Source organism: Deinococcus sp., from assembly GCF_018260405.1.
In the GTDB taxonomy this organism is placed as follows: domain Bacteria; phylum Deinococcota; class Deinococci; order Deinococcales; family Deinococcaceae; genus Deinococcus.
In genome coordinates, this window is record NZ_JAGLBG010000017.1 from 1 (window position 1) to 20,488 (window position 20,488).

General features: G+C 64.4%; 17 protein-coding genes. 10 read left to right on the forward strand and 7 right to left on the reverse strand.

The features are described 5' to 3' along the window. From QZ269_RS03855 to raiA, 4 genes are all read right to left on the reverse strand, one after another. Window positions 1-744 (reverse strand): DEAD/DEAH box helicase (locus tag QZ269_RS03855; protein ID WP_291424495.1); only part of this gene is annotated, 744 nt, incomplete at its 3' end. Window positions 745-1,060: 316 nt separating this feature from the next. Continuing rightward, window positions 1,061-1,432, reverse strand: coding sequence for a hypothetical protein (locus QZ269_RS03860; protein WP_291424497.1), 372 nt, complete (start codon window positions 1,430-1,432; stop codon window positions 1,061-1,063). After that, on the reverse strand, window positions 1,433-2,557 hold the full coding sequence (locus QZ269_RS03865) for a butyrate kinase (protein WP_291424499.1): 1,125 nt from the start codon (window positions 2,555-2,557) through the stop codon (window positions 1,433-1,435). It lies immediately after the preceding gene. Window positions 2,558-2,852: 295 nt separating this feature from the next. Continuing rightward, on the reverse strand, window positions 2,853-3,422 hold the full coding sequence (raiA, locus tag QZ269_RS03870; RefSeq protein WP_291424501.1) for a ribosome-associated translation inhibitor RaiA: 570 nt from the start codon (window positions 3,420-3,422) through the stop codon (window positions 2,853-2,855). A 241-nt stretch (window positions 3,423-3,663) separates the two neighbouring features. Between raiA and QZ269_RS03875 the strand changes: the two genes are divergently transcribed. From QZ269_RS03875 to rpsP, 6 genes are all read left to right on the forward strand, one after another. Further along, window positions 3,664-4,365, forward strand: a complete 702-nt coding sequence (locus QZ269_RS03875) for a TetR/AcrR family transcriptional regulator (RefSeq protein ID WP_291424503.1) — start codon at window positions 3,664-3,666, stop codon at window positions 4,363-4,365. Between the two features lie 44 nt (window positions 4,366-4,409). Next, window positions 4,410-5,075 (forward strand): glycosyltransferase family 2 protein, encoded by a 666-nt coding sequence (locus QZ269_RS03880; protein ID WP_291424505.1) that lies wholly within the window; start codon window positions 4,410-4,412, stop codon window positions 5,073-5,075. Between the two features lie 135 nt (window positions 5,076-5,210). Next, window positions 5,211-5,894 (forward strand): cell division ATP-binding protein FtsE, encoded by a 684-nt coding sequence (gene ftsE, locus QZ269_RS03885; RefSeq protein ID WP_291424507.1) that lies wholly within the window; start codon window positions 5,211-5,213, stop codon window positions 5,892-5,894. Then, window positions 5,891-6,754 (forward strand): ABC transporter permease, encoded by an 864-nt coding sequence (locus QZ269_RS03890; RefSeq protein WP_291424509.1) that lies wholly within the window; start codon window positions 5,891-5,893, stop codon window positions 6,752-6,754. Before ftsE ends, QZ269_RS03890 begins: the two co-directional genes overlap by 4 nt. Continuing rightward, window positions 6,751-8,226 carry a murein hydrolase activator EnvC gene (locus QZ269_RS03895; RefSeq protein ID WP_291424511.1) on the forward strand — a complete coding sequence of 492 codons (1,476 nt, stop codon included), beginning with the start codon at window positions 6,751-6,753 and terminating at the stop codon, window positions 8,224-8,226. The genes QZ269_RS03890 and QZ269_RS03895 overlap by 4 nt, the downstream gene beginning before the upstream one ends. Before the next feature lie 169 nt (window positions 8,227-8,395). Next, window positions 8,396-8,641 carry a 30S ribosomal protein S16 gene (gene rpsP, locus QZ269_RS03900; protein ID WP_291424513.1) on the forward strand — a complete coding sequence of 82 codons (246 nt, stop codon included), beginning with the start codon at window positions 8,396-8,398 and terminating at the stop codon, window positions 8,639-8,641. Window positions 8,642-8,697: 56 nt separating this feature from the next. Here rpsP and QZ269_RS03905 read toward each other — a convergent pair whose 3' ends face one another. Continuing rightward, on the reverse strand, window positions 8,698-9,405 hold the full coding sequence (locus tag QZ269_RS03905) for an N-acetylmannosamine-6-phosphate 2-epimerase (RefSeq protein ID WP_291424515.1): 708 nt from the start codon (window positions 9,403-9,405) through the stop codon (window positions 8,698-8,700). Between the two features lie 63 nt (window positions 9,406-9,468). Between QZ269_RS03905 and QZ269_RS03910 the strand changes: the two genes are divergently transcribed. From QZ269_RS03910 to QZ269_RS03925, 4 genes are all read left to right on the forward strand, one after another. Further along, on the forward strand, window positions 9,469-10,959 hold the full coding sequence (locus tag QZ269_RS03910; RefSeq protein ID WP_291424517.1) for a glycoside hydrolase family 3 protein: 1,491 nt from the start codon (window positions 9,469-9,471) through the stop codon (window positions 10,957-10,959). 1 nt (window position 10,960) lies between these two features. Beyond that, window positions 10,961-11,854, forward strand: a complete 894-nt coding sequence (locus tag QZ269_RS03915) for a GNAT family N-acetyltransferase (RefSeq protein ID WP_291424519.1) — start codon at window positions 10,961-10,963, stop codon at window positions 11,852-11,854. A gap of 96 nt (window positions 11,855-11,950) precedes the next feature. Continuing rightward, on the forward strand, window positions 11,951-15,163 hold the full coding sequence (locus QZ269_RS03920) for a DNA translocase FtsK (RefSeq protein ID WP_291424521.1): 3,213 nt from the start codon (window positions 11,951-11,953) through the stop codon (window positions 15,161-15,163). A 459-nt stretch (window positions 15,164-15,622) separates the two neighbouring features. Next, the gene (locus QZ269_RS03925; protein WP_291424523.1) at window positions 15,623-17,164 is read left to right on the forward strand and encodes a fasciclin domain-containing protein; all 1,542 of its coding nucleotides are present in this window, start codon (window positions 15,623-15,625) and stop codon (window positions 17,162-17,164) included. A 311-nt stretch (window positions 17,165-17,475) separates the two neighbouring features. Here the strand turns inward: QZ269_RS03925 and QZ269_RS03930 are convergent, their stop codons facing one another. Together QZ269_RS03930 and QZ269_RS03935 are read right to left on the reverse strand one after the other, a co-directional pair. Beyond that, the gene (locus QZ269_RS03930) at window positions 17,476-18,630 is read right to left on the reverse strand and encodes a MalY/PatB family protein (RefSeq protein WP_291424525.1); all 1,155 of its coding nucleotides are present in this window, start codon (window positions 18,628-18,630) and stop codon (window positions 17,476-17,478) included. A gap of 383 nt (window positions 18,631-19,013) precedes the next feature. Continuing rightward, window positions 19,014-20,441, reverse strand: coding sequence for an ATP-binding cassette domain-containing protein (locus tag QZ269_RS03935; RefSeq protein WP_291424527.1), 1,428 nt, complete (start codon window positions 20,439-20,441; stop codon window positions 19,014-19,016). Window positions 20,442-20,488: the final 47 nt, after the last annotated feature.

Genomic DNA, 20,488 nt, shown 5'->3' on the forward strand with positions numbered 1-20,488 from the left:
GCTGGGCGCAGGGCCATCTACGACATCATGAGTGCGCTGCGGGAAGAAGCCGTGGCCGAGAGCGAACGCCTGGGCCACCTTGACCTTGAGGTGCTCGACAGTCTGCGCGGCCTGACTCTTGCCCTCGCCCACGGCATCAATCAGTACGGGCGAGCGCAGGTAGTTGCGGGCCAGACGGTTGATATCGTTGGTCAGCGTAGCGCTGAACAGCATAGTCTGACGCTCGGCGGGGGTGGTCTTGAGAATCGTTTCGATGGCTTCGGCAAAGCCCACGCTGAGCATCTCGTCGGCTTCATCAAGCACGGCAAATTCGATGGCCGTCAGGTCGAGGTTGCCACGTTCGAGGTGGTCAATCAGGCGGCCTGGGGTCCCCACGACCACGTCTACACCGCGCCGCAGAGCATTTTCCTGCGGGCCGTAGCTCGCGCCGCCGTAGACGGTGACGGTGGTCAGGTTCACGCCACTCTTGCTGAATTCGTCGGCGACCTGCTTGGCAAGTTCGCGGGTCGGGGCGACCACGATGGCGCGGGGAGCGCGGCCACGCTCACGGCTAGGTTCGAGCTTCTGAATGATGGGCAGGGCGAAGGCGAGGGTCTTGCCGGTGCCGGTGCGGGCGCGGCCAATCAGGTCCTGGCCGTTCAGGGCGACAGGTAGGGCATCGAGCTGAATAGCACTGGCTTCGGTAATACCGCGTTCGGCGAGACGCGCCGCGAGTTCAGGCGCGATCAGTTGATCAAAGTTCATTTGTAGTCCTTTCGGGAAAGTCCCCTATTGACCAGCAAACGCTTGACCAGAATTGGGGGGAAACTCTCCAGCCGCCGGGTATCTCCCGAAGCGGCGCACGAGTAAGCAGCTTACCGCCATTGAGAAGAAAATGCAAGACCTACGGATAACAGACAACTGGACAACGGGGTTTAGAGCATTGTGAGGGTGCTCTCTTGACCCTCTTTTTGCCGAGTGGAACGAGTGAAAGAAAAAGAGCAGGACATAGAATGAAGGGGGCGGCGGTGTTTTGCGGTGTTTTTCCGAAATCCCATCATTTCAGAGAACTGCTCTATGTTTAGCGTAACTGGTCGCGCACCGCCGCCAGTGTTTCCCCGAACTGGTCAAGAAACTCATCCTCAAGGTCGCGGTCACGGATCAGTTCATCCTGGAGGCTCACCAGCTGCTCGCGTGCCCAGCGCACCCGCGCATTCTGGGCGCTGCTGACGTTGCCCAGCCCAGCCACGTGCCGCGCGGCGTAGCGCACCGCCTCACGCGGGTCGTCGGTGGGCGCGACATAGCTGAGGTTTCGCAGGCCGCCCCGGTCGTTAACCAGCGAAGAAATGACCTCGATACGCTGCCCACGCCGCGCCAGAAAAACCTGATCCACCCGCCACATGCTGGTGGCGCGAATCGGTTCATGGGCGGAAACAGGGCGTCGGCGCGGCATTTAGGCAAAGTCGCTAGAGAGAAGCGGAAAAAGCGGAGTCGCCGCCTGGGTCGTCACGCCCGCCGGAGTCCAGTCCCGCAGACCCTCGACACCGAACATGACGCGCCCGACACCCTCAGCCAGCGCTTCGAGTTCCAGCTCTCCGGGCACCACGACCAGCGGGGCGATCCAGGCTAGGCGGCGCTCGATGCGGTCGACAACAGCGTCCCATCTGGCAATGCCGCCGGTCAGGGCAATAGCGTCGGGACGGCCTGGCAGAGCGGTGCTCTGTTCACCGATGGCCTTGCACGCCTGATGCACGAAGGCGGCGGTCGCGGCCTGCACCACGGTGTCCTCGGCCTCCCGCGCCTCCAGTTCCTTGAGATTGGCCGTACCTGCCAGCGACTTGAATCCGCTTTCACGGGTCAGCAGGTGCAGCAGCTCAGACCTGGTATGCGTTTCGGCGAGGCTGAGAATGGCGCGGGTAGGTAAGGCCCCACTCTGCTGGGCACCGATGGGACCGCCGTCTGGCCCGGTGCCGGTGGTATCAATGGCGCGGCCATGCTCGAAGGCGGTGACGCTGCTGGTAGCCCCCAGATGCGCGACCACAATGCGGGCTTCCCTGAAGGTCTTGCCGATTTCGTGGGCGGCGCGGCGGGCCACCAGACGGGCATTGAGCGCATGGAACTGGGCCTCGCGGCGCAGGCCCGCGACCCCGGTCATGTGCGCCTCGGGCAGCAGTTCGTCTACGCTCTGCGGGTCCACGATAAAGCCGGGCACATTCCAGAATTCGGCCAGCTTCAGGGCCAGTGGGCCGCCCAGATTAGCCGGGAGTTCGTAGCCACCGCGTTCCAGCGCACGTCCGGCGAGTTCGGGAGTCAGGCGGTAGGTTCCCGCAGGCACGCGCCCGATCTGCCCACCGCGCCCCACCACCGCGTCGGGCCGGGGCCAGTCACGGGTCAGTTCGACGATCTGGGCGATCAGAGCGTCCAGCGTTTCAGCACTGGGAAATGATTCAAGGGGCAACTCAGCCCGTTCCAAAGTTAGACGAAGCTGACCCGGCAAAGCGGGGTTAAGGCTAGGTTCAATCGTGGCGCACGCGAGTTTCACGTTGCTGCTCCCCGGATTGATCACGTGCACGATCATGCCGCCAGCCTAGCACTGCGCGGCGGCAAATATAGAAAAGATGTACCCACCTGGAGACAGCTATACAGTGGGGTCACCCTGTCTCTGGAATGAGTCTCTGGAATGACCCCGTGTCTGGTTATCAGAGCATCTGATTGACATTGATCTGAGTCCCATAGAAATGTCTTGCGCTGCTCACCCTCCCCCGTTGCGGGCCTTGCAAAGCTGCGGAGTAAGAGGGTTCGGTGACTTGCAGAGCTACTTGCAGGGTGAGGCGACCAGACAACTTCTTTTCAAATGCTCTGGCAATGGCGCTTCAGCCTAAGCCCGGCTCGATCAGGCCATAATGGCCATCTTTGCGGCGGTAGACCACGCCGGTCAATCCCGAAGTCATGTTCTTAAACACAAAAAAATCGTGATCGAGGGCTTCCATCTGGGCCACGGCGTCCTCGGGCGACATGGGCCGTAGAGTAAAGCGCTTTTGGCGCACGATTTCGGGCCTGAATTCACTGACATTGTCCTGACCGGAAAGGACTGCGGCCTCTGCCGGACCAGGAGCGGGTGTGGGCACTTCCTGGCTGCGCTGGCGCATATAGCGGGTCTTGAATTTACGCAGCTGCCGTTCGAGCACGTCACTCGCCTTGTCGATGGCGGCGTACATATCGGTGTGGTGCTCCTCGGCGCGGATAATTCCGTGAGGCACGTTGACCTGCACTTCGACCCGGTTGCGCCGTCCGGCGTCACGCACATCGCGAACTGTCAGGGTAACCCGCGCGTCGGTGATCTGCTCGTTATATCGGTCGAGCTTGGAGAGCTTTTCCTCGACATAATCCCGCATGGCCTCAGTGACCTCGACGTTTCGACCCGACAATTTGTAGATGTGCATAGTCACGCTCCTTGTAAGACCTACTATTGTTGTGCCGAAGTCGTGTGAAAGGAACTCCGGTGCAGTGAATCTAGAGATTTCGTCAGGTGAATGTCAGTACGGCGGCTTACTGCGGAGCTGGCGTATTTGACGGTATGGTAAAAGGCGTGAGTCTGGAAAGCCGCCTGCCCCCCCCAGCAGCGCCCCGGCTGTTTCCGGGCAACGGATCACTGCAGCGGGTTCAGGGCGCTAGACTCAGCCGGTGAAGGTAGACCGCAGTGAACAGGACGAAGCCCGCCGCGAGCGCATTGCCCGCGCGGCCTTCGAGCTGTTCGCCCGTTTCGGGCTGGAGCACACCAGCGCCCAGGACATTGCCCAGGCCGCGTTTGTGAGCCGCACTAACTTGTACCGGTACTTCCCGAGCAAAACGCACATGCTCCTGGCCCACTTCGAGCGCTCGGTGGCCGACACGCGCAACGAGGCGTTGCGGCGGCTGAACAGCGGCACTGCGCCCCAGGCCGTCTGGAAACTGGTGACCGAGCGAATGGCCGATCTGGGCGTGCGCTACGGCCATCTGGTCGGCGCAGTCGGGAGCGCGGTGCTGAGTAGCTCGGCGCACAGCACTTCACCACGCCCAAAGACGACAGGCTCGCCAGCAGCGGACGCGGCAGAGCTAGAGATGCCCGTTGAGCGGCAGACCGCGCTTACGCTGGTGGCGCTGGTCGAACCCGTGCTAAGCGCCATGCGTGACCAGCGCCACCTGCACCGCGACGCCGATACCCGCCTGCTGGCTGCCCTGTTCGTGGACGCCTGTTTGCTGGCCCTGATGCACGGCGGCTACCGCGATCAGCGGGAGGTTTTGCGCGACTGGCAGGACCGTTTCAGTCTGCTGATGCACGGGGCACTGGCCCCCGGCGTGAAGTTGCCCGGCCCCGAGAACGGCCCTGAAGCTGACGACGCCTGAACGCCCGGCCCGCCAGATCGCTTAACATGACCTTTGAGATGCGTGTGCCTGATCCCTCTGCCCAGCCCGCTGGCCCGCTCCCGTCGGTGGCGGTAGTCATTCCGGCCTTCAACGAGGAATATACCGTGGGAGAGGTGGTCAAAATTAGTCTGGAGCTGACCCCGGAGGTCGTGGTCGCTTCTGACGGCAGCGCGGACAACACAGTGGGCGCGGCCAGAGCAGCCGGGGCGAAGGTGGTTGACCTGCAACCCAACGGCGGCAAGGGGCCAGCCCTGGAAGCGGCGCTGCACGCGACCAACGCCGAATTCGTGGTCATGCTTGACGCCGACCTGACCGGCCTGACCCGTGAACACCTGCTGACCCTGCTGCGGCCTGTCCTGAGTGGCGAACTCGACATGAGTATCGGGGTGTTCGAGGGGGGCGGCTTCGTGACCGACTGGGGCAACAAGCTGACCCCGCATCTTAGCGGGCAGCGGGCCTGCCGCCGCGCGTGGCTGCTGGATGTGCCGCACTTGGGCAAGGAGCGCTGGCCGGAACCGGCGATTACTGCGTACCTTAAAAGTACCGAGGCCCGCTGGGATTATGTCGAGCTGCCCGAAGTCGCCCAGGTGGTCAAGGAGAAAAAGCGCGGCTGGTGGAACGGCGTCAAGGCCCGCACAAAGATGTACGCCCAGCTGCTGACCTTCTGGGCACGCAAAAAGCGCCTTTGACCGGCCCGGCTCCGGTCACTGGGCGGCCCCCCCTTCATGGTTCGCGCCTCCGGCTGGGCTATGCTGCGGGGTAAGCATGGTTTTTGATCGCCCGATAGCCGCCCTCTTCCCTCCCGAACCTTCCCGGAGTCTGCCGTGATCGACTTCAACCACGTTACGCTGGAGTATCCGGTGACCCGCACGCTGGCCCTCGAAGACCTGACGATGCAGGTCGCCAGAGGTGAATTCATCTATCTGGTGGGGCATTCGGGCGCAGGCAAGAGCAGTTTCATGAATCTGGTGCTTAAGCGGGCGCTGCCCACGCGCGGCGAGGTCCGCATTGCCGGAGAGCCGCTCAGCCGCTACCGGGGTCGCCGGACTCCGCTGCTGCGGCGGCGCATCGGCACGGTCTTTCAGGACAACCTGCTGCTGCATCACCTGAACGCCTACGACAACGTGGCCTTTTCCCTGCGCGTGATCGGCGTGCCGCAGCGGGAATGGCCCCAGCGCGTGACCACGGCGCTGCGAACGGTGGGACTGGAACACAAGAAACAGGCGCTGCCGCTTCAGCTTTCGCTGGGCGAGCAACAGCGCGTGGCGATTGCGCGGGCCATCGTGTCGAACCCGCCGCTGCTGCTGGCCGACGAGCCGACGGGTAACCTCGATCACGAAAACAGCCGCGAGGTGCTCAAGATTTTGCAGAACGTGAATCTGCGCGGCACCACCGTGGTCGTGGCAACCCACGCCCGCGAACTGGTCGAGACCTTCCGGCACCGCACGCTGACGCTGCGTAAGGGCCGACTGGTGCGCGACGATCCGGACGGCGGCTACAGCCTATGATGTACCACCTGCGCCAGGCCCTACTGGCGATGCGGGCCAACTTCACGGCGACCTTTTCGACGCTGACCACCATGACCATTACGCTGCTGGTGCTGGGCGCGGTGCTGCTGCTGACGCTGAACGTGAACCGGACCCTGGAACAGCTCGAAGCGCAGGTCGAGGTCGCTGCCTTTTTGAAAGACGACGCCAACATTCCGGCGCTGCTCGGTCAGGTCAAGCTGTACCAGGGGGTTCACGACGCCCGGCTGGTCAGCCGCGAGCAGGTGCTGGCCGAGATGACGCGCGATTATCCGTATGCCCGCGACGCCGCCGCCCTCGCCGGAAACCCGTTTCCGAACACATTGAGGATGCGGGTCGAGCGGGTGCAGGATTCGCGGCGCATCGCCAATATCGTGCAGGCCCTGCCGGGCGTCGCTACCGTCGAGTACGGGGCGAACTACGTGGATCCCGCCGTCAAGACCCTGAACGCCATTCGCACGGCGGGATACGGGCTGGTGGCCCTGCTGCTGCTGGGCACGCTGTTCAACATTCTGAATGCGGTGCGGGTCGCCATGTTCGCCCGGCGCAACGAAATCGGCGTGATGCGGCTGCTGGGGGCGACCCCCGCCTTCATCCGGATGCCGCACCTGATCGAAGGCGTGCTGGTCGGTTTGATCGCCGCCGTAGTCTCTGTTTCGGTGCTGGCGGCCTCTTATCTGGAACTGGCGAAACGGGTCGCGCAGCTGGTTCCGGTCTTTCCTATCGTGACCGATCTAAACACTATTGCGCCGATTCTGGTGGGTATCGCCCTGCTGAGCATCGTCATCGGGCTACTGGGCAGCCTGTTCGCCACCAGCCGCTACCTGCGGGAATTGGAGTGAGCAGGCCGGTAGGCCACCGGCAGCGGGCGGCTGCCCTGGGAATCACGCTACTGCTTCTAACGGGTTTTTCCGGGCTGGCTCAGACCACCAGTGAGCGCCTGGAGCGGTTACAACACGACCTGCGCCAGAAAAAGAACCTGAACGACCAGCAGGCCAAGCAGCTCGAAACCCTGCGGGCCACATTGCAAAATCTGAGTGGGCAGCAAAAAGCGGCGCTGGCACGGCTCGACGCTCTGGCCGACAGCGTAGCTGCCCTTGAAAATGACCTGGCGAACGTAACGGCCAGAGTCAGTCTGGCCGAGCAGACCCTGGCGGATCTGTCCTCGCGCCGCAGCGTGACCGAGGCGCAGGTAGGGACTTTGCAGGCCAATGTGCGCGGCATTTTGTCTGCCCTGTACCGCCAGCGCAGTGGGCAGTATCTGGCGCTGATGACCCAGTCAAGGAGCCTTTCGGATCTGCTGATCCGGCTGGATTACGCCAATCTTGCCGGGCAGCACAACGTTCAGATCATCAATGCACTGAAACAGGCCTCGGCCAATTTGCAGGTGCAGCAGGCGCAGCAGGCCGAGCAGGCTAGGACCCTGAAAGACCTTCAGGCCGAGCGGGCCGGAAAACTGACGAAGCTGCGCCAGAGCCGCGCCGAGCAGCAGACTCTGCTGGCCGAATTGCGGCGCTCGGCGGCGGGGCAGCACGCGGTGGCGGTCCGTACACAGGCGCAGCAGGCGCTGACCGTGCAGTCCATCGACCAGTTGGTCGGCAAGGTGGTGCAGGAGCGCAGCCGCATCGAGGCCCAGCGTAAAAAGCGCCTGGAAGAAGAGCGCCAGCGCCGAGTGGCTGAGGCCAGGCGCATTGCCGCCGAACAGGAACGCGCCCGCCTGGAGGCGATCCGGCTGGCAAAACTTCGGGCCGAGCAGGAGCGCCAGGCCCGCGAGGCGCAGCTGGCCCGCGAACGGGCGGCAGCGGCTGCGGCAGCCGAGGTGCAGCGGCAACGCCAGCTGGCCCTGGAACGCGAGCGCCAGGCCCTGCGTGAGCGCCAGGCCAAAATCAGGGCCGAGCAGGCCAGGGCGCAGGTCGTCACCCGGGCCCAGGCCCAGCCGTTACCCCCCGTAGGCCACGCCGAAGCGGTCGGTTTTCCTCTTAGTGGCGGACAGATAGCCGCGCCCTACGGCACCAACGGGGCGCAGTGGGTGCTTATCAGCGGCCCGGCGGGGTCACAGGCCACCGCCGCCCTGACAGGCAATGTTCTGGCGGCAACCTATTACGCTTCACTCGGCTGGGTCGTTCTGCTCGACCACGGTTCGGGCATCGTCACCGGATATTTCGGGCTGCAAAACGCCAGTGTCACGGCGGGCGACCGGGTTCAGCGCGGCGCAGCGGTGGGCATTATCGGGGGCAGTCCCATCTTCGGCGCCGGCCGAATGGCCTTTCAGCTGCGGCAAAACGGGCAGGCGGTCAGCCCGGTGTTTAAATAGCGTTAGGCCGGTGAGCTATACAGGAAAGGCTCGCACATGACTTGCCTATCCACCCAAGTTGTGATACACTTGTTCGGTGCGCTCCGATTCTGGCTGCTGACGGGCGTATGTTCTCCAGCCTAACCTGGGGACGTTACCCTCAAAACAAATACTCCCGAGGTCTTTTGCAATGGTTAAAATTCGTCTGTCCCGTTTCGGTGCTACCCATAACCCCCACTACCGTATCGTCGTTGCCGATGCCCGTCGTCCGCGTGACGGTGGCTACATCGAGAACCTCGGCCACTACGACCCTCGTAAGACCTCTGAGAACTACCTGAAGGTCAACAACGAGCGCGTCGAGTACTGGCTCGCCCAGGGTGCCCAGCCCACCCAGACCGCCCGCCGCCTGCTGAAGTCGCAGGGCGTCAAGTTCTAAACAGCAGCTGAGCGTTAAACAGCAGACCCCGTAACTGGGGCCTGCTGTTTTGTTTTCTATTCCCTCTGGCTTTTGCGTATCGCGTCGGCAAACCAGCGCGTGACCTGGTCGGGGCGGGTAATGGCGCTGCCGACCACCACGCACAGGGCACCTGCTTTGAGGGCGTGGGCAGCCAGCTCGGGGGTGTTCAGTTTGCCTTCAGCGATAAAGGGCAGGCCAACCGCTTTGAGGGCGCCCATCAGCGCGAAATCAGGCCCGGGCTGCTGCGGGCTGTAGGGCGTGTAGCCGCTCATGGTCGTGCTTACGATGTCTACACCCGCGCTGTAGGCCGCCTGAGCTTCTTCTAGCGTGCTGATGTCGGCCATCGCCAGTTTTCCGGCGGCGTGAACGGCTTCGGTAAGCGCCCGCACGGTGTAGGGCCGGGGACGCTCCGTGGCGTCGAAAGCCACGATGTCGGCTCCGGCAGCCGCCACCTCCGCGACTTCAGGGGGCGTAGCAGTAATGTAAACCTGGGTGCCGGGGTGATCGTGCTTGGTCAGGCCGATAATGGGAACGCCCGTCTGCTGCCGCACCGCCCCAATATCTTCCCCGGAGCGCAGCCGCAGGGCCGCCGCACCGCCCAGTAAGGCCGCCCGGGAAAGCGCGACGATATGCGAAGGGTCGCGCAGAGGACTGCCCTCATCGGCCTGAACACTGACGATCAGATGACCGCGCAGGCGTTCCAGAAGGGGGGCGAGGGCAGGAGAAACGCGCTCGGGTTGCATAGGGAGCAGCATAACCGCTGAGCGGCCCGCTGAGCACCGGGGACTTGCGTTACCTTGGGAACCGTGAACCCCAGTTTGATTCAGCCCGGCGCACTGTGCATGGTCGATATTCCCGGCCCAGTGCTTGACCAGGACACCGCCGAACATCTGAAAAAGTACGGCGTGCAGGCGGTCTGTCTGTTCGGTAAAAATATCGAGTCACTCGCGCAGCTCAGCGCACTGTGCGCCGAGCTACGCGAGGTGATGGGCGCACACGCCCTGATCGCGCTCGACCATGAAGGCGGCGCGATCATCCGCCCAGCGTTCTGGCCCTTTGTGCCCAGCGCCATGAGCCTGGGCGCAGCAGACGACACGGCGCTGACCGGCGAAATGAACGCGCTGCTGGCGCGGCAACTGCGCTCGGTGGGCATCAACTGGAATTTTGCGCCCGTACTGGACATCAACAGCTCCCCGGCCAATCCGGTGATCGCTGAGCGGGCCTTCGGAGCTGAGGCCGACCACGTGATCCGGCATGGTCGCGCGGCGCTGGGCGGGCACGCAAGTGAGCAGATCGCGGCCTGCGTCAAGCATTTTCCGGGGCACGGCGACACGCACCAGGACAGTCACCATGACCTGCCGCACGTAAGCAAGTCCCGCGCCGAGCTGGAAGCGGGCGAGCTGCGGCCCTTCCGCGAACTGCTGCCACACACCCCGGCCATCATGACCGCGCATATCGTGTTCGATCAGCTCGACGCCCAGCATCCGGCGACCCTCTCCCGGCCCATCCTGACTGAGCTGCTGCGCGGGGAGTGGGGCTATGACGGCGTGATCGTGACCGACAGCATGGGCATGAAGGCCATAGACGACCACTACGGGCGCGGCGAGGCGGGCGTGCTGGCGCTTCAGGCCGGAGCCGACCTGGTTATGGCCCTGGGCCGCCGGGAAGCGCAGGTGGCGACGCTGGAAGCGATTGCCGGGGCGCTGAGAGACGGAACGTTGCTGCCCCTAGACGCCGAGCGCAAGGTGCGGCGGCTGCAAGCCCTGGCGGAAGCGTACCCGGCGGCGCAACCCGCCAACGACGGGGCGGACACTCATAACCAGGCCGATACTCGTAATCAGGCCGATACTGTCGAAGCCTGGGCCAGAGGCATGACGGCCTACCGCCAGCCCACCGCCCCGGAGCCGGGCCAGGCCGTGCTGCTGCTGGCCCACCGCACACCGCAGCGCGAGACGGTCAGCGAGGCCGCCGCCGACGCCGAAACGCTGGCGCGTGAACTGGGCGAGGTGTACGACGTGCAACTTATGCCCTTCGAGCAAGCGGAGCAGATCGACTGGGCGGCGGCACAAGCAAGTGGCAAGCCGGTTATTCTGGCCAGCACCTTCCGGCACCGGCAGCCGGGGTGGCGCGGCGCACAGCCCGACCTGCATCTGGCGCTGTACAACCCTTACGCGGTGCTGGACATAAACGCCCCCGCCGTACTGACCTACGGCTTCCGGCCCGAGGCCCGCCGCGCCCTGATCGGCTGGCTGCGCGGCGAGCGTCAGCTGCCCGGCCAGTCCCCCACTGGGTTCTGAGATGACCGTGCCCCCGACCCTCAGCGAGACAATGAGCCTGTGGCAGCGCAGCTTGCCTGGGCTGGTGCCCCATGAACGCGCTTTGAGCGCACGCCTGCACAACCCGGCAGAGCTGCTCTGGCGGCGGGGCACAGCGGGGCAACTGATCGCGCTGGCGGCCTACAGGTCCCCCGAAACGCATCCTTACGGGTACATTCGGCTGCTGCTGGTGGAACCGCAGTGGCAAAGGCGCGGGCTGGGAAGCGAACTGGTCGGGCAGATGCGTGGGCGTCTGGGGACTATGCCGCTGGCGCTGGGCGAGGAACGCGGGCACTTTTTTGCCGGGGCCACGCCAGAAAGTGTGCCCTTCTGGCAGCAGTGCGGGTTTCGCCTGACGGGGTCGGAGCCGGTGGATCTGCGCCGCGACCTGCGCGTGACCCTGCCGGAACCGGGACTTCCGGCGGGGCTGCGCGTGACCGATGCCACGGAATCCGGAGTGCTGGAGGGAGTGCTGGGCCTGACCCGTGAGGTCTTCAGTCCGCGCTGGACTTACGATGCCGGGGCCACCGGGCAGCTGGCCCCCCATCAGGTGCTGGCGCTGGCCCGTGGCCCACAGGTGGTCGGCTTTGCCGTGATCGGCACTGGGGATGACCCGGTCATCTTGCCGAGTGTGCTGTATCCCGCAGCACTCAGGCGGGGTTTGAGTGACGCGGCCAGGGTGGGCGGCCTGGGACCGGTCGGCTTGCACCCTGACCTACGCGGCGGGGGCCTGGGGCGGGCCTTTATGCTGGCGGCCATGCAACGCCTGCAACGGCGCGGAGCCGAAGTGATGGGCATCGACTGGACCGGCATTGCGCCGTTTTACGAGAAACTGGGCTTCTCGGTGTGGCGAACGCACCGCCAGATGCGCGGCTGAGGCGCAGGCCGCCCGCGACAAATGCCGACTGCCCCCAGGGACGTTCTGGAAGCGGAACACCTGTTTCTCGGCGTAATAGCGTATAAACTTCTGGCTATGTCGAAGGCGGTAAAGACTCGCACACCTGTTCCCCAGGCGAGTCGTTTTGATGGGGAAGCTCTGGGCCTCGTCCTGTTTGCTCTGGGCATCTTTCTGGCAGTGACTCTGTTTGCCCCGTCGTCCGGCAAACCGCTGGGCGGCGGCGCGGGCACGGCCATCGGCCTCATGGACCTGATGCGGGCATTTCTGGTTGGCTGGCTGGGCTGGGGCGCTTACCTGCTGCCCATCATTCCGTTCAGTTACGGCGTCATGGTTTTTTTGGGGCGCAGTATGCGTGGCCTGTCGCGCCGCACTCTGGGCGCCGTCATCGTGGTTCTTTCGCTCCTGGCGCTGCATGAGGTCTTTCAGCCGGGCGCGGCAGGACTGCTGGCGGCCCGCAGCATCGGCATACTGGCCGGGGCCATCGGCTATGTGGCGGCGCTGCTGCCCCTCGTCAGCTTGACGCTGGGCCTGGAAATTATGCTGAGCCTGCGCCCGCTGCACCTGCTTAAAACTCTGTTTCGCTGGATCAGTCGGCTGCTGGGCGGCGCGACCACCCGCGTCCAGGGCGTAATCGAGTCGCGGCAAGAAGGCCAGGGAACCGCCAGGGCCCGCCAGGACGTCCGCCTGAACCTGGCCGCCCACGCCCGTGAACTGAGTGACCTGCGCAAGATTTTTCCGGCTGATCCGGCGCTAAGACGCCAGTATGACGAGATTCGCGCCGCCCAGAAAACGGTGAAGTCGCAGGACGAAACCGGTCTGGGCCACCTCGCCCGCGATCTGGAAAGCTGGAAGGGCATGACCGGAGCCTTTGTCGCCAACGCCGCCCGCGACCTGCGTGAAGCAGTGCTGACCGAGGCGCTTGACGCCGCAGCCGACGCCGAGGCCCTGCTCAAGGAAGTCAACGCGGGCCGCCACGAACTGAGTGTGCCGCTGGCAAGCACGCAGGCCAGTGGAGAGCTGGAAGTGGTACGCAGGCGGGCTGTGCAGGACCTGCAACGGCTGGCCTTCCGGGGCGGGCGGCTGGAACGTGAGCGCAAGGCCGCCGAGAAAGCGCTGGCCAAAGCCGACCAGAGCGTGCTGGCGCGTGAGCAGGCGGCCCATCAGGGGCGCGTGGCCGGGTGGGCCGAGTTGCAGAAAGAATTTGTGGCCTGGAGTCAGCTGGCCCACGACTATCCCGGCTGGCCCGACCTGGCCGCCGCCTTTGACCGTGCGCCGACCAACGTAGCGACCCAGCTGGCCCAGGCCATTCGCTCGGCCCCGGAGACCACCCTGGCCGATCAGGCGCTGTGGCGCACCAGACTGAACCAGGCGCAGGAGGCCCTTTCGCCGCCCGCGCAACCGGTTGCAGCGGCAAAGGCGGCACTGCCTGTGATGGATATGGACTTCGGGAGCCTGCAACCCGGCCCCGCACCCCGGCCAACCCTTGCGCCGGAAGGGAAGCGGCTACAAGCCGCCGCGCCACGCGCAGGGCAGCACCCCGGCAGCCTGGAGAACCTGGAAGCTGGTCTAGACCCGTGGGACGACGAGGAAGACATGCCCTTCGGCCCACCGGCGACGCGCCAAGGGCGTAGCCTGAGCGCCGTGCCAGCCAGAACCAGCCCACTTCTGGGTGGGGGCGGCGTGCAGGCCGCCGAGAACACCGTCCAGCACCAGGCCGCGCCCTGGGACGATGAGGTGGCTGCGCCCAAAAACGCCCCCCGCAAAACCGTCACCCTGCCGGGCAGCGCCGAACATCTGGCCCCGTCCCAGCCGCAGGGGACGCGTCAGGGGGCTTTACCGCTGGCACTGCCGGGCTATGAGCTGCTTGACCCGGTTCCGGCGGCGGCCTTGAACACGACCCAGATGGACGTGGCGGCCAGACAGCGGGCCAACCTGATCGACGAGACCCTCCGGCAGTTCAATTTGCAGGCGCGTGTGGTTGACTTTGCGCGTGGCCCCACCGTGACCCGCTACGAGATCGAACCCGCGCCTGGCGAGAAGATCAGCCGCATCGCCAGCCTGTCGAACGACCTCGCCCGCGCTCTGGCAGTAGGCGGCGTGCGGATCGAGGCCCCGGTGCCCGGCAAAAGCGTAATCGGGCTGGAAGTTCCCAATGCCGAGCGCGAACCAGTCACGTTTCACCAGGCCGCCGAGGCCGCTAGCTTCCGCAACACCCGCGCCAAGTTGCCGATCATTCTGGGCAAAAGCATCGACGGTGAACTGATGGTCGGCGACCTCGTTAAAATGCCGCACCTGCTGGTGGCGGGCAGCACGGGATCGGGCAAGTCGGTGTGCGTGAACACGCTGATTACCAGCCTGCTGTTCAAGTACCTGCCGGGCGAACTGCGCTTTCTGATGATCGACCCCAAGATGGTCGAGTTGACGCCCTACGACGGCATTCCGCACCTGGTTCGCAGCGTGGTGACCAATCCGGTCGATGCGGCGGGCGTGCTGCTGGGCGCGGTGGCGCACATGGAGCGGCGCTACAAGATGATGAGCGCGGTCGGGGCCAAAAACCTGGAGCAGTACAACGCCAAGATGCGGCAGGTGGGCGAGGTCGAATTGCCGCATCTGGTCATCATCATCGATGAGCTGGCGGATCTGATGATCACCAGTCCTAAGGAAGTCGAATCGGCGATCATGCGCCTGGCCCAGATGGCCCGCGCCACCGGTATGCACCTGATTCTGGCAACGCAGCGCCCCAGCGTAGATATTCTGACCAGCCTGATCAAGGTGAACGTGCCCGCCCGGATCGCCTTCGCGGTGAGCAGCAGCCACGACAGCCGCACCATTCTGGACAGCGTGGGGGCCGAGCGCCTGACCGGTATGGGTGACATGCTGTTCTATCAGCCCGGCCTGATCAAGCCGCTGCGCCTGCAAGGGCCGTACATCAGTGAGGCCGAGTCGGTGCGGATTACCGAGGAACTGCGCCGTCAGGTCTTCGAGGACACCTTTGTCGAGGCGTACGGAGCAGATTTCGAGGGCGGGACCGAAGCCAGTGGCCCAAGCGCCGATAAGAACAACCTAGATTTCAGCGACCCGTATCTGCGCCAAGCCGCCCAAATCTGTATCGAGGAAGGGCAGGGCAGCGTGTCGAGGTTGCAGCGCCGCCTGAGCGTAGGCCACGCCCGCGCCGGAAAACTGATGGACCTGCTCGAAGCGATGGGGATTGTCAGCAAGCACCAGGGCAGCAAACCGCGTGAGGTGCTGATTACCGAGGCCGAGTTGCCGGAGTACTTTGGAAAGTAAGCAAAATAGGTCAGGCGGTACGGACTGCCGCTCCACACCGCGCAGTCCGTCTGTTGCTCCTCCTCGCGTTCGCTCGGAGTGATTCGGGCTTGAGCCGAATCAACCAGATTCAATTCGAGCGCAGGCCAGTGCGAAAGCCTAGAGCTGCGCCGCAGAGCGAGCGCGAACCTAGCGGGTTCCGGGCGTGGAGTTGGCAACCCGGTGCCAGTGCCCTTTACCGCGCGGGTCGTTAACGGAAACAGACGGCAGGCCGGAGTAGGCCAATTGACTTAAGCGGCCCGGCGCTCTGGCACGCTTCAGCCCAAAAACCCTGTCGTATAGGGGGTTGGCGGCAGCCAGAGTAGCGGGCCGTGGCCCCTTGCCTGAAAGATAAAGGGTGCCGCAGGTTGCATTTTTCCGGGCGGTAGTGTCAATTGAGAGGCGGAAGACCTATCCAAAACCAAATTCTGAGGTGACTTCATGAAGAAGCAAATTGGCCTGATGACCCTGAGCTTGATGCTCGTTTCTCCCGCGCTGGCCGGTGGCGCTGGCGCACCTGTGGGCAAAAACCCCACCTGCAAGAGCGTGGAACAGATCGTAACAGGCAACCCCGAGCTCAGCACCCTGGCGACGGCTATCAACGCCGCTGGCCTGAAAAATGCCTTGAGCAGCGCTGGATCGCTTACGGTGTTCGCCCCGACCAACGCGGCCTTCTCCAAGGTGCCCAGCGACACACTGACCGCCGCGCTGAACGACCCGTCGGTGATGCGCGGTTTGGTGCTGTACCACGTGGTCGGCGAAAAAGCCACCGCCAAGCAGATTCGCGGCGTCCGTGGCGGCACGACCCTGCAAGGCTCAGTTATCACAGTGAGCACCCAGGGCAACAAGCTGATGATCAATAACGCCACCGTCACGAAGGCCGATCTGATCGCCTGCAACGGCATCGTGCATGTCATCGATACCGTGCTGCTGCCCCCCGTAGCCGCCACTGTCAAGGCCCCCACCGCCACGCTGACGCCCGCTGCACCGACGCCCGCTGTACCCACGACCACCCCTCCTGCACCTGCTCCAGCCATGACCGTCACTATTCCAGCGTTGCCTGCGAGTGGCGCACTGATCACCACGACGACCAGCACTATCACGACGACCAACGCGACCACGGCGGCAGCGAACACCAGCACCACCGCGACCAGCAGCGCCACCGTGTACGACGTGCTGGTTAACAACGAGCGCTTCAGCACCGTGCGCGAACTGATCAGCGACGCGGGACTGACCGACAGCCTGATGACCGGCGAGTACACCATTTTTGCCCCGACCAACGACGCCTTCGACAACCTGCCCGACGGCGTGCTGGCCGCAGTCCGCAGCGACCCCAAGGCCCTCAAGCAGCTGCTCCAGTACCACGTTCTGGCCCGCCGGGTCACCACCAGCCAGATTTCCGAAGGCAAGGGCCTAACCACCCTGCAAGGCACCGACATTGATCTGGGTTCGGCCACGCTGGGCACGGTACTGACCAGCGGCAACGGCCTGATCTACCCTATCGACGCCGTGCTGCTGCCGACCGACTTCGTGGTGCCTGACATTAAGGCCGTGGCGGCAGATACGACGCCTACCCCGCCCAATATTGCCACCTACCTGACGACCGACCCCCAGCTCAGCACACTGCGCGACCTGCTGAACACCGCTGGCCTTTCCGACACCTTGACCTCGGGCGACTACACCATCTTTGCGCCCACCAACGACGCGTTCGCCAAACTTGACCAGGCCAAGCTCGCTGCGTGGCGTAAGAATAAGGCCCAGCTCAAGACTCTGTTGCAGGGCCTGATCGTGACCGGACACCCCGACGCGGCTGGGCTGAGCGCCGCGCCTCTCAAGACCCTCGAAGGCTCGGAAATCACCATTACCCGGGACGGCGCGAGCCTGAAATACGGTGACGCCGTAAGCAACGGGAAGTTCACCACTACCGCCACTGGTAACGTGTATATCATCGACACCGTGCCTGTGCCCGCCAGCCTGCGCTAAAGCCCCAGCAGTTTTGCTCTCCTCTCCCCTTTCACTGTTGCCCGGTGAAAGGGGGGTTTTCCTGTGGGGACTCACGTTATCCGGGGGTGCTCACATGCGGCCCATGGGCTAATACGGATTCGGTTTGTATGGTGGCCAGAACCTAGAGCAGTTCTGCTAATGATGGGCACGTCGGAACAACACCGCCCCCTTCATTCTACGTCCTGCTCTTTCTTTTTCACTCGTTCCACTCGGCAAAAAGATGGTCAAAAGAGCACCACCCTTTTGCAAAATGCTCTAACTGTAACCGGGCGCTCCCGATCAGGCAGCGCTCAGGCCAGCGCTTTTGCCATACGCTCCAGCGCTTCTTGAAGCATAGGGCGCGGCATAGCGAAATTGACCCGAATGAATCCCTGGTACTCGCCCTGCTGTTCCTCGGGAGCAAAGATGGGGCCGTTGTGAATAGCCACCCGGCCTTCTTTGAGCAAAAAGTTCTGAATATCCCCGGCCTCGGCATGACCGCGCAGATCAAGCCACGCCAGATAAGTCGCCTCGACAACGTGAAACTGGACCCACGGCAGGCGCTCCTGCACAAAGGTGTACAGCAAATCGCGGTTGCCTTTCAGGTACTCGACCGTCCCGGCCAGCCAGGGGCCGCCCTCTTGCAGCGCCGCTTTCCACATTGTCTGGCTCAGCGCGGAGGGGTGACCCATCAGGCCACTAACGGCGGTCTTGACGCGTTCCAGCAACTCGGTGTTGTGGGTCGCCATCACGCCAATGCCCAGACCAGCAGTGTTAAAGGCCTTGCACGGCCCGGTCAGGGTCAGCGTGCGCGGCTGCGTCCGGGGGTCGGCAGCAAACGCCTCGAAGGGGGCCGACGTGTAGCGCAAGTCGGCGTGCAGCTCGTCGGAAACCACGTACAGGTCATGCTTAAGAGCCAGTTCCCGCAGCCTACGCAGTTCACCGGAGTCCCAGATGCGCCCGGTCGGGTTATGGGGGTGGCAGATCATCAGCAGCTTCGTGTGGGCACAGGCGGCGTCGAGTGCGTCCCAGTCGATTTCCCAGCGCTCCGGGCCGTCGATGAGCGGCACACTGCTGACTTTACGCCCCAGGTGGGTAATAGCGAGGTGAAAGGGATGGTAGACCGGGGTCATGGTGACCACATGTTCGCCCGGCGCGGTCAGGCCGTTGACAGCAGCGTACAGGCCCGGCACGACCCCTGGCAGAAAGTGCATCCCTTCGCTGCTCAGTCCGCCGAGGCCCTGCGCGGCGAACTTGGCCTGAAGCAACCCGACCAGCGTGGCGTCGTTGCCCGGCGCATAGCCGATGGGCCGCTCCAGCCGCTCATGCAGCGCCCGCAAGATAGGCGGGGCCACCGGAAAATCCATGTCGGCAATCCACATGGGCAACACGCCCTCGTCGTACTGGTTCCACTTGATGCTGTCGGAGTGACGCAACTGCGCGGCGCTCAACGATTCATAGGTCATGCGGCCAGCATAGCGCCGGGCCGAGCTACAACCTGACAGGGACTTGCCGTTAACAACCCGCAAGGGCACCGGGTTGAGCACTCCGCGCCCGAAATCCGGTAGGCTCCTGCTCGCTCTGCTTCGCAGCTTAGCCAGTCTGCTCGGGGCGATGAACTGGTCATCACCCGGCAGGAGCCTATACGGACTGCGGACGCGAGGAGGAACAGCAGACGGACTGGGCGGTGTGGAGCGCGGTCCGTCTTATACGGATTCCGCTAAATTCCGCCACAGTCGGAAAATCGCCGTCTGTGGCTCCATACCGCGAAACCCGTATGCTGTTCCTACTCACATCCGCTCGGATTGATTCAGAACTGCACCGAATCAATCGGAATCCGTCTTACCCGTCAACCTAGCGCCGTGACGCTCTCGATCCGGCCCGCGTCGAGGTGCAGGTGGTGCGTCATTCCGGCCAGGGCGTCTCCTTCACGGTGAGCGATGACCATAATGTGCGTTCCGGCGCGTGCCAGGCCCGGCAGCAACTCTAGAAAACGGGCGCGTGAGGCGGTGTCCAGAAAATCCACGCCTTCATCCAGAAGGAGTAGGCGGGGCCGGTGAACCACCGCGCGGGCCAGCAGCAGGCGGCGCAATTGCCCCTGCGAAAGCGTGGCGGCTTCGCGGCCCAGCAGATCGGTCACGGATAGGCGCTCAGCGATCTGCTCGACCTGTGCCCACTGCTCAGGCGACAGCTCTCCCGTAAAGCCCTCGCTGCCAGTAAAAGCGCTGGCGACCACGTCGCGGCCCAGCCACGGGTGCCCCGAGCGGCTGGTGCGCTGACGGATGCCCAGCTCGGCCCCGACCAGCCCGACGCTGCGCCGCCGCTCGCCGAGCAGGTCGCGTTCAAGGTAAGGGCGCTCGACGCGGCCACCCAGCGCCGGGTGAAATTCTCCGGCAATCAGGCGGGCCAGGGTGCTTTTGCCGCTGCCATTTTCGCCCGTGACCAGCCAGTGTTGCCCACCCTCCCAGGTCCAGGTCAGCGGCCCCAGGGCGCGGTGGCCGTTGCGGTAGACCTCGGCCTCCCGGAGGCGAATCAGGTCGCCCGTGGCAGGCGCAGCAGGCAGCGGTAAAGCCCCCTGCTGAAGCTGCGCCGCAATCTCCCCCACGATCTGCCCGCCCTGCACGTACACCGTGCGCCAGTCGAGGTCGGGCGCTTCTTCTGGGCGGTGAGTCGCCAACACAATCGCTGTGCCCGCCTGACCGATTTGCCGCAGCACCGGCCCTAGTTCGGCGCGGGCCTGGACGCTGAGGCCGTCGGTGAATTCGTCGAGCAGCAGCAGTTCGGGGGCAGGCATCAGGGCGCGGGCCAGAATGACGCGGCGGCGCTGACCGTGGCTAAGCATCCGGAAATCGCGTTCCAAAAAGCCCGAGATGCCGGTCAAGGCCACGACTTCGTCCAGCCGGGCCAGGGCGGCGGGCGTGGCCTCCCAGAGGTTGAGCGTCTCGCCCGCGAACCCGGCCAGCAGCACGTCCCGCACGGTCTGAACCCACTCGCGGGTGAGGTAAAACGCCTCGGCGTCCGGCCCGACCAGTGACAGCCTGCGCCGCGCCTGCACCGCCGAACGCTGAAGTTCGCCACCCAGGCGGTAGACCCGCGTGCCACTGACCGGAGCGATTTCGCCCGCCAGCAGACGCAACAGCGTGGTCTTTCCGCCGCCATTGGGGCCGGAAAGCCGCAGCGCCTCGCCGGGCCGAACCGTCAGATCGATCTTTGAAAGGAGGGTTCGGCCCCCGGCGATCACGTTCACATTGTCAAGCTGCACCAGCGGAAGAAGCATGACTGCGAGTGTATCCGCCGGAAGGCAGCCAGGGGCAACCCGGCCCA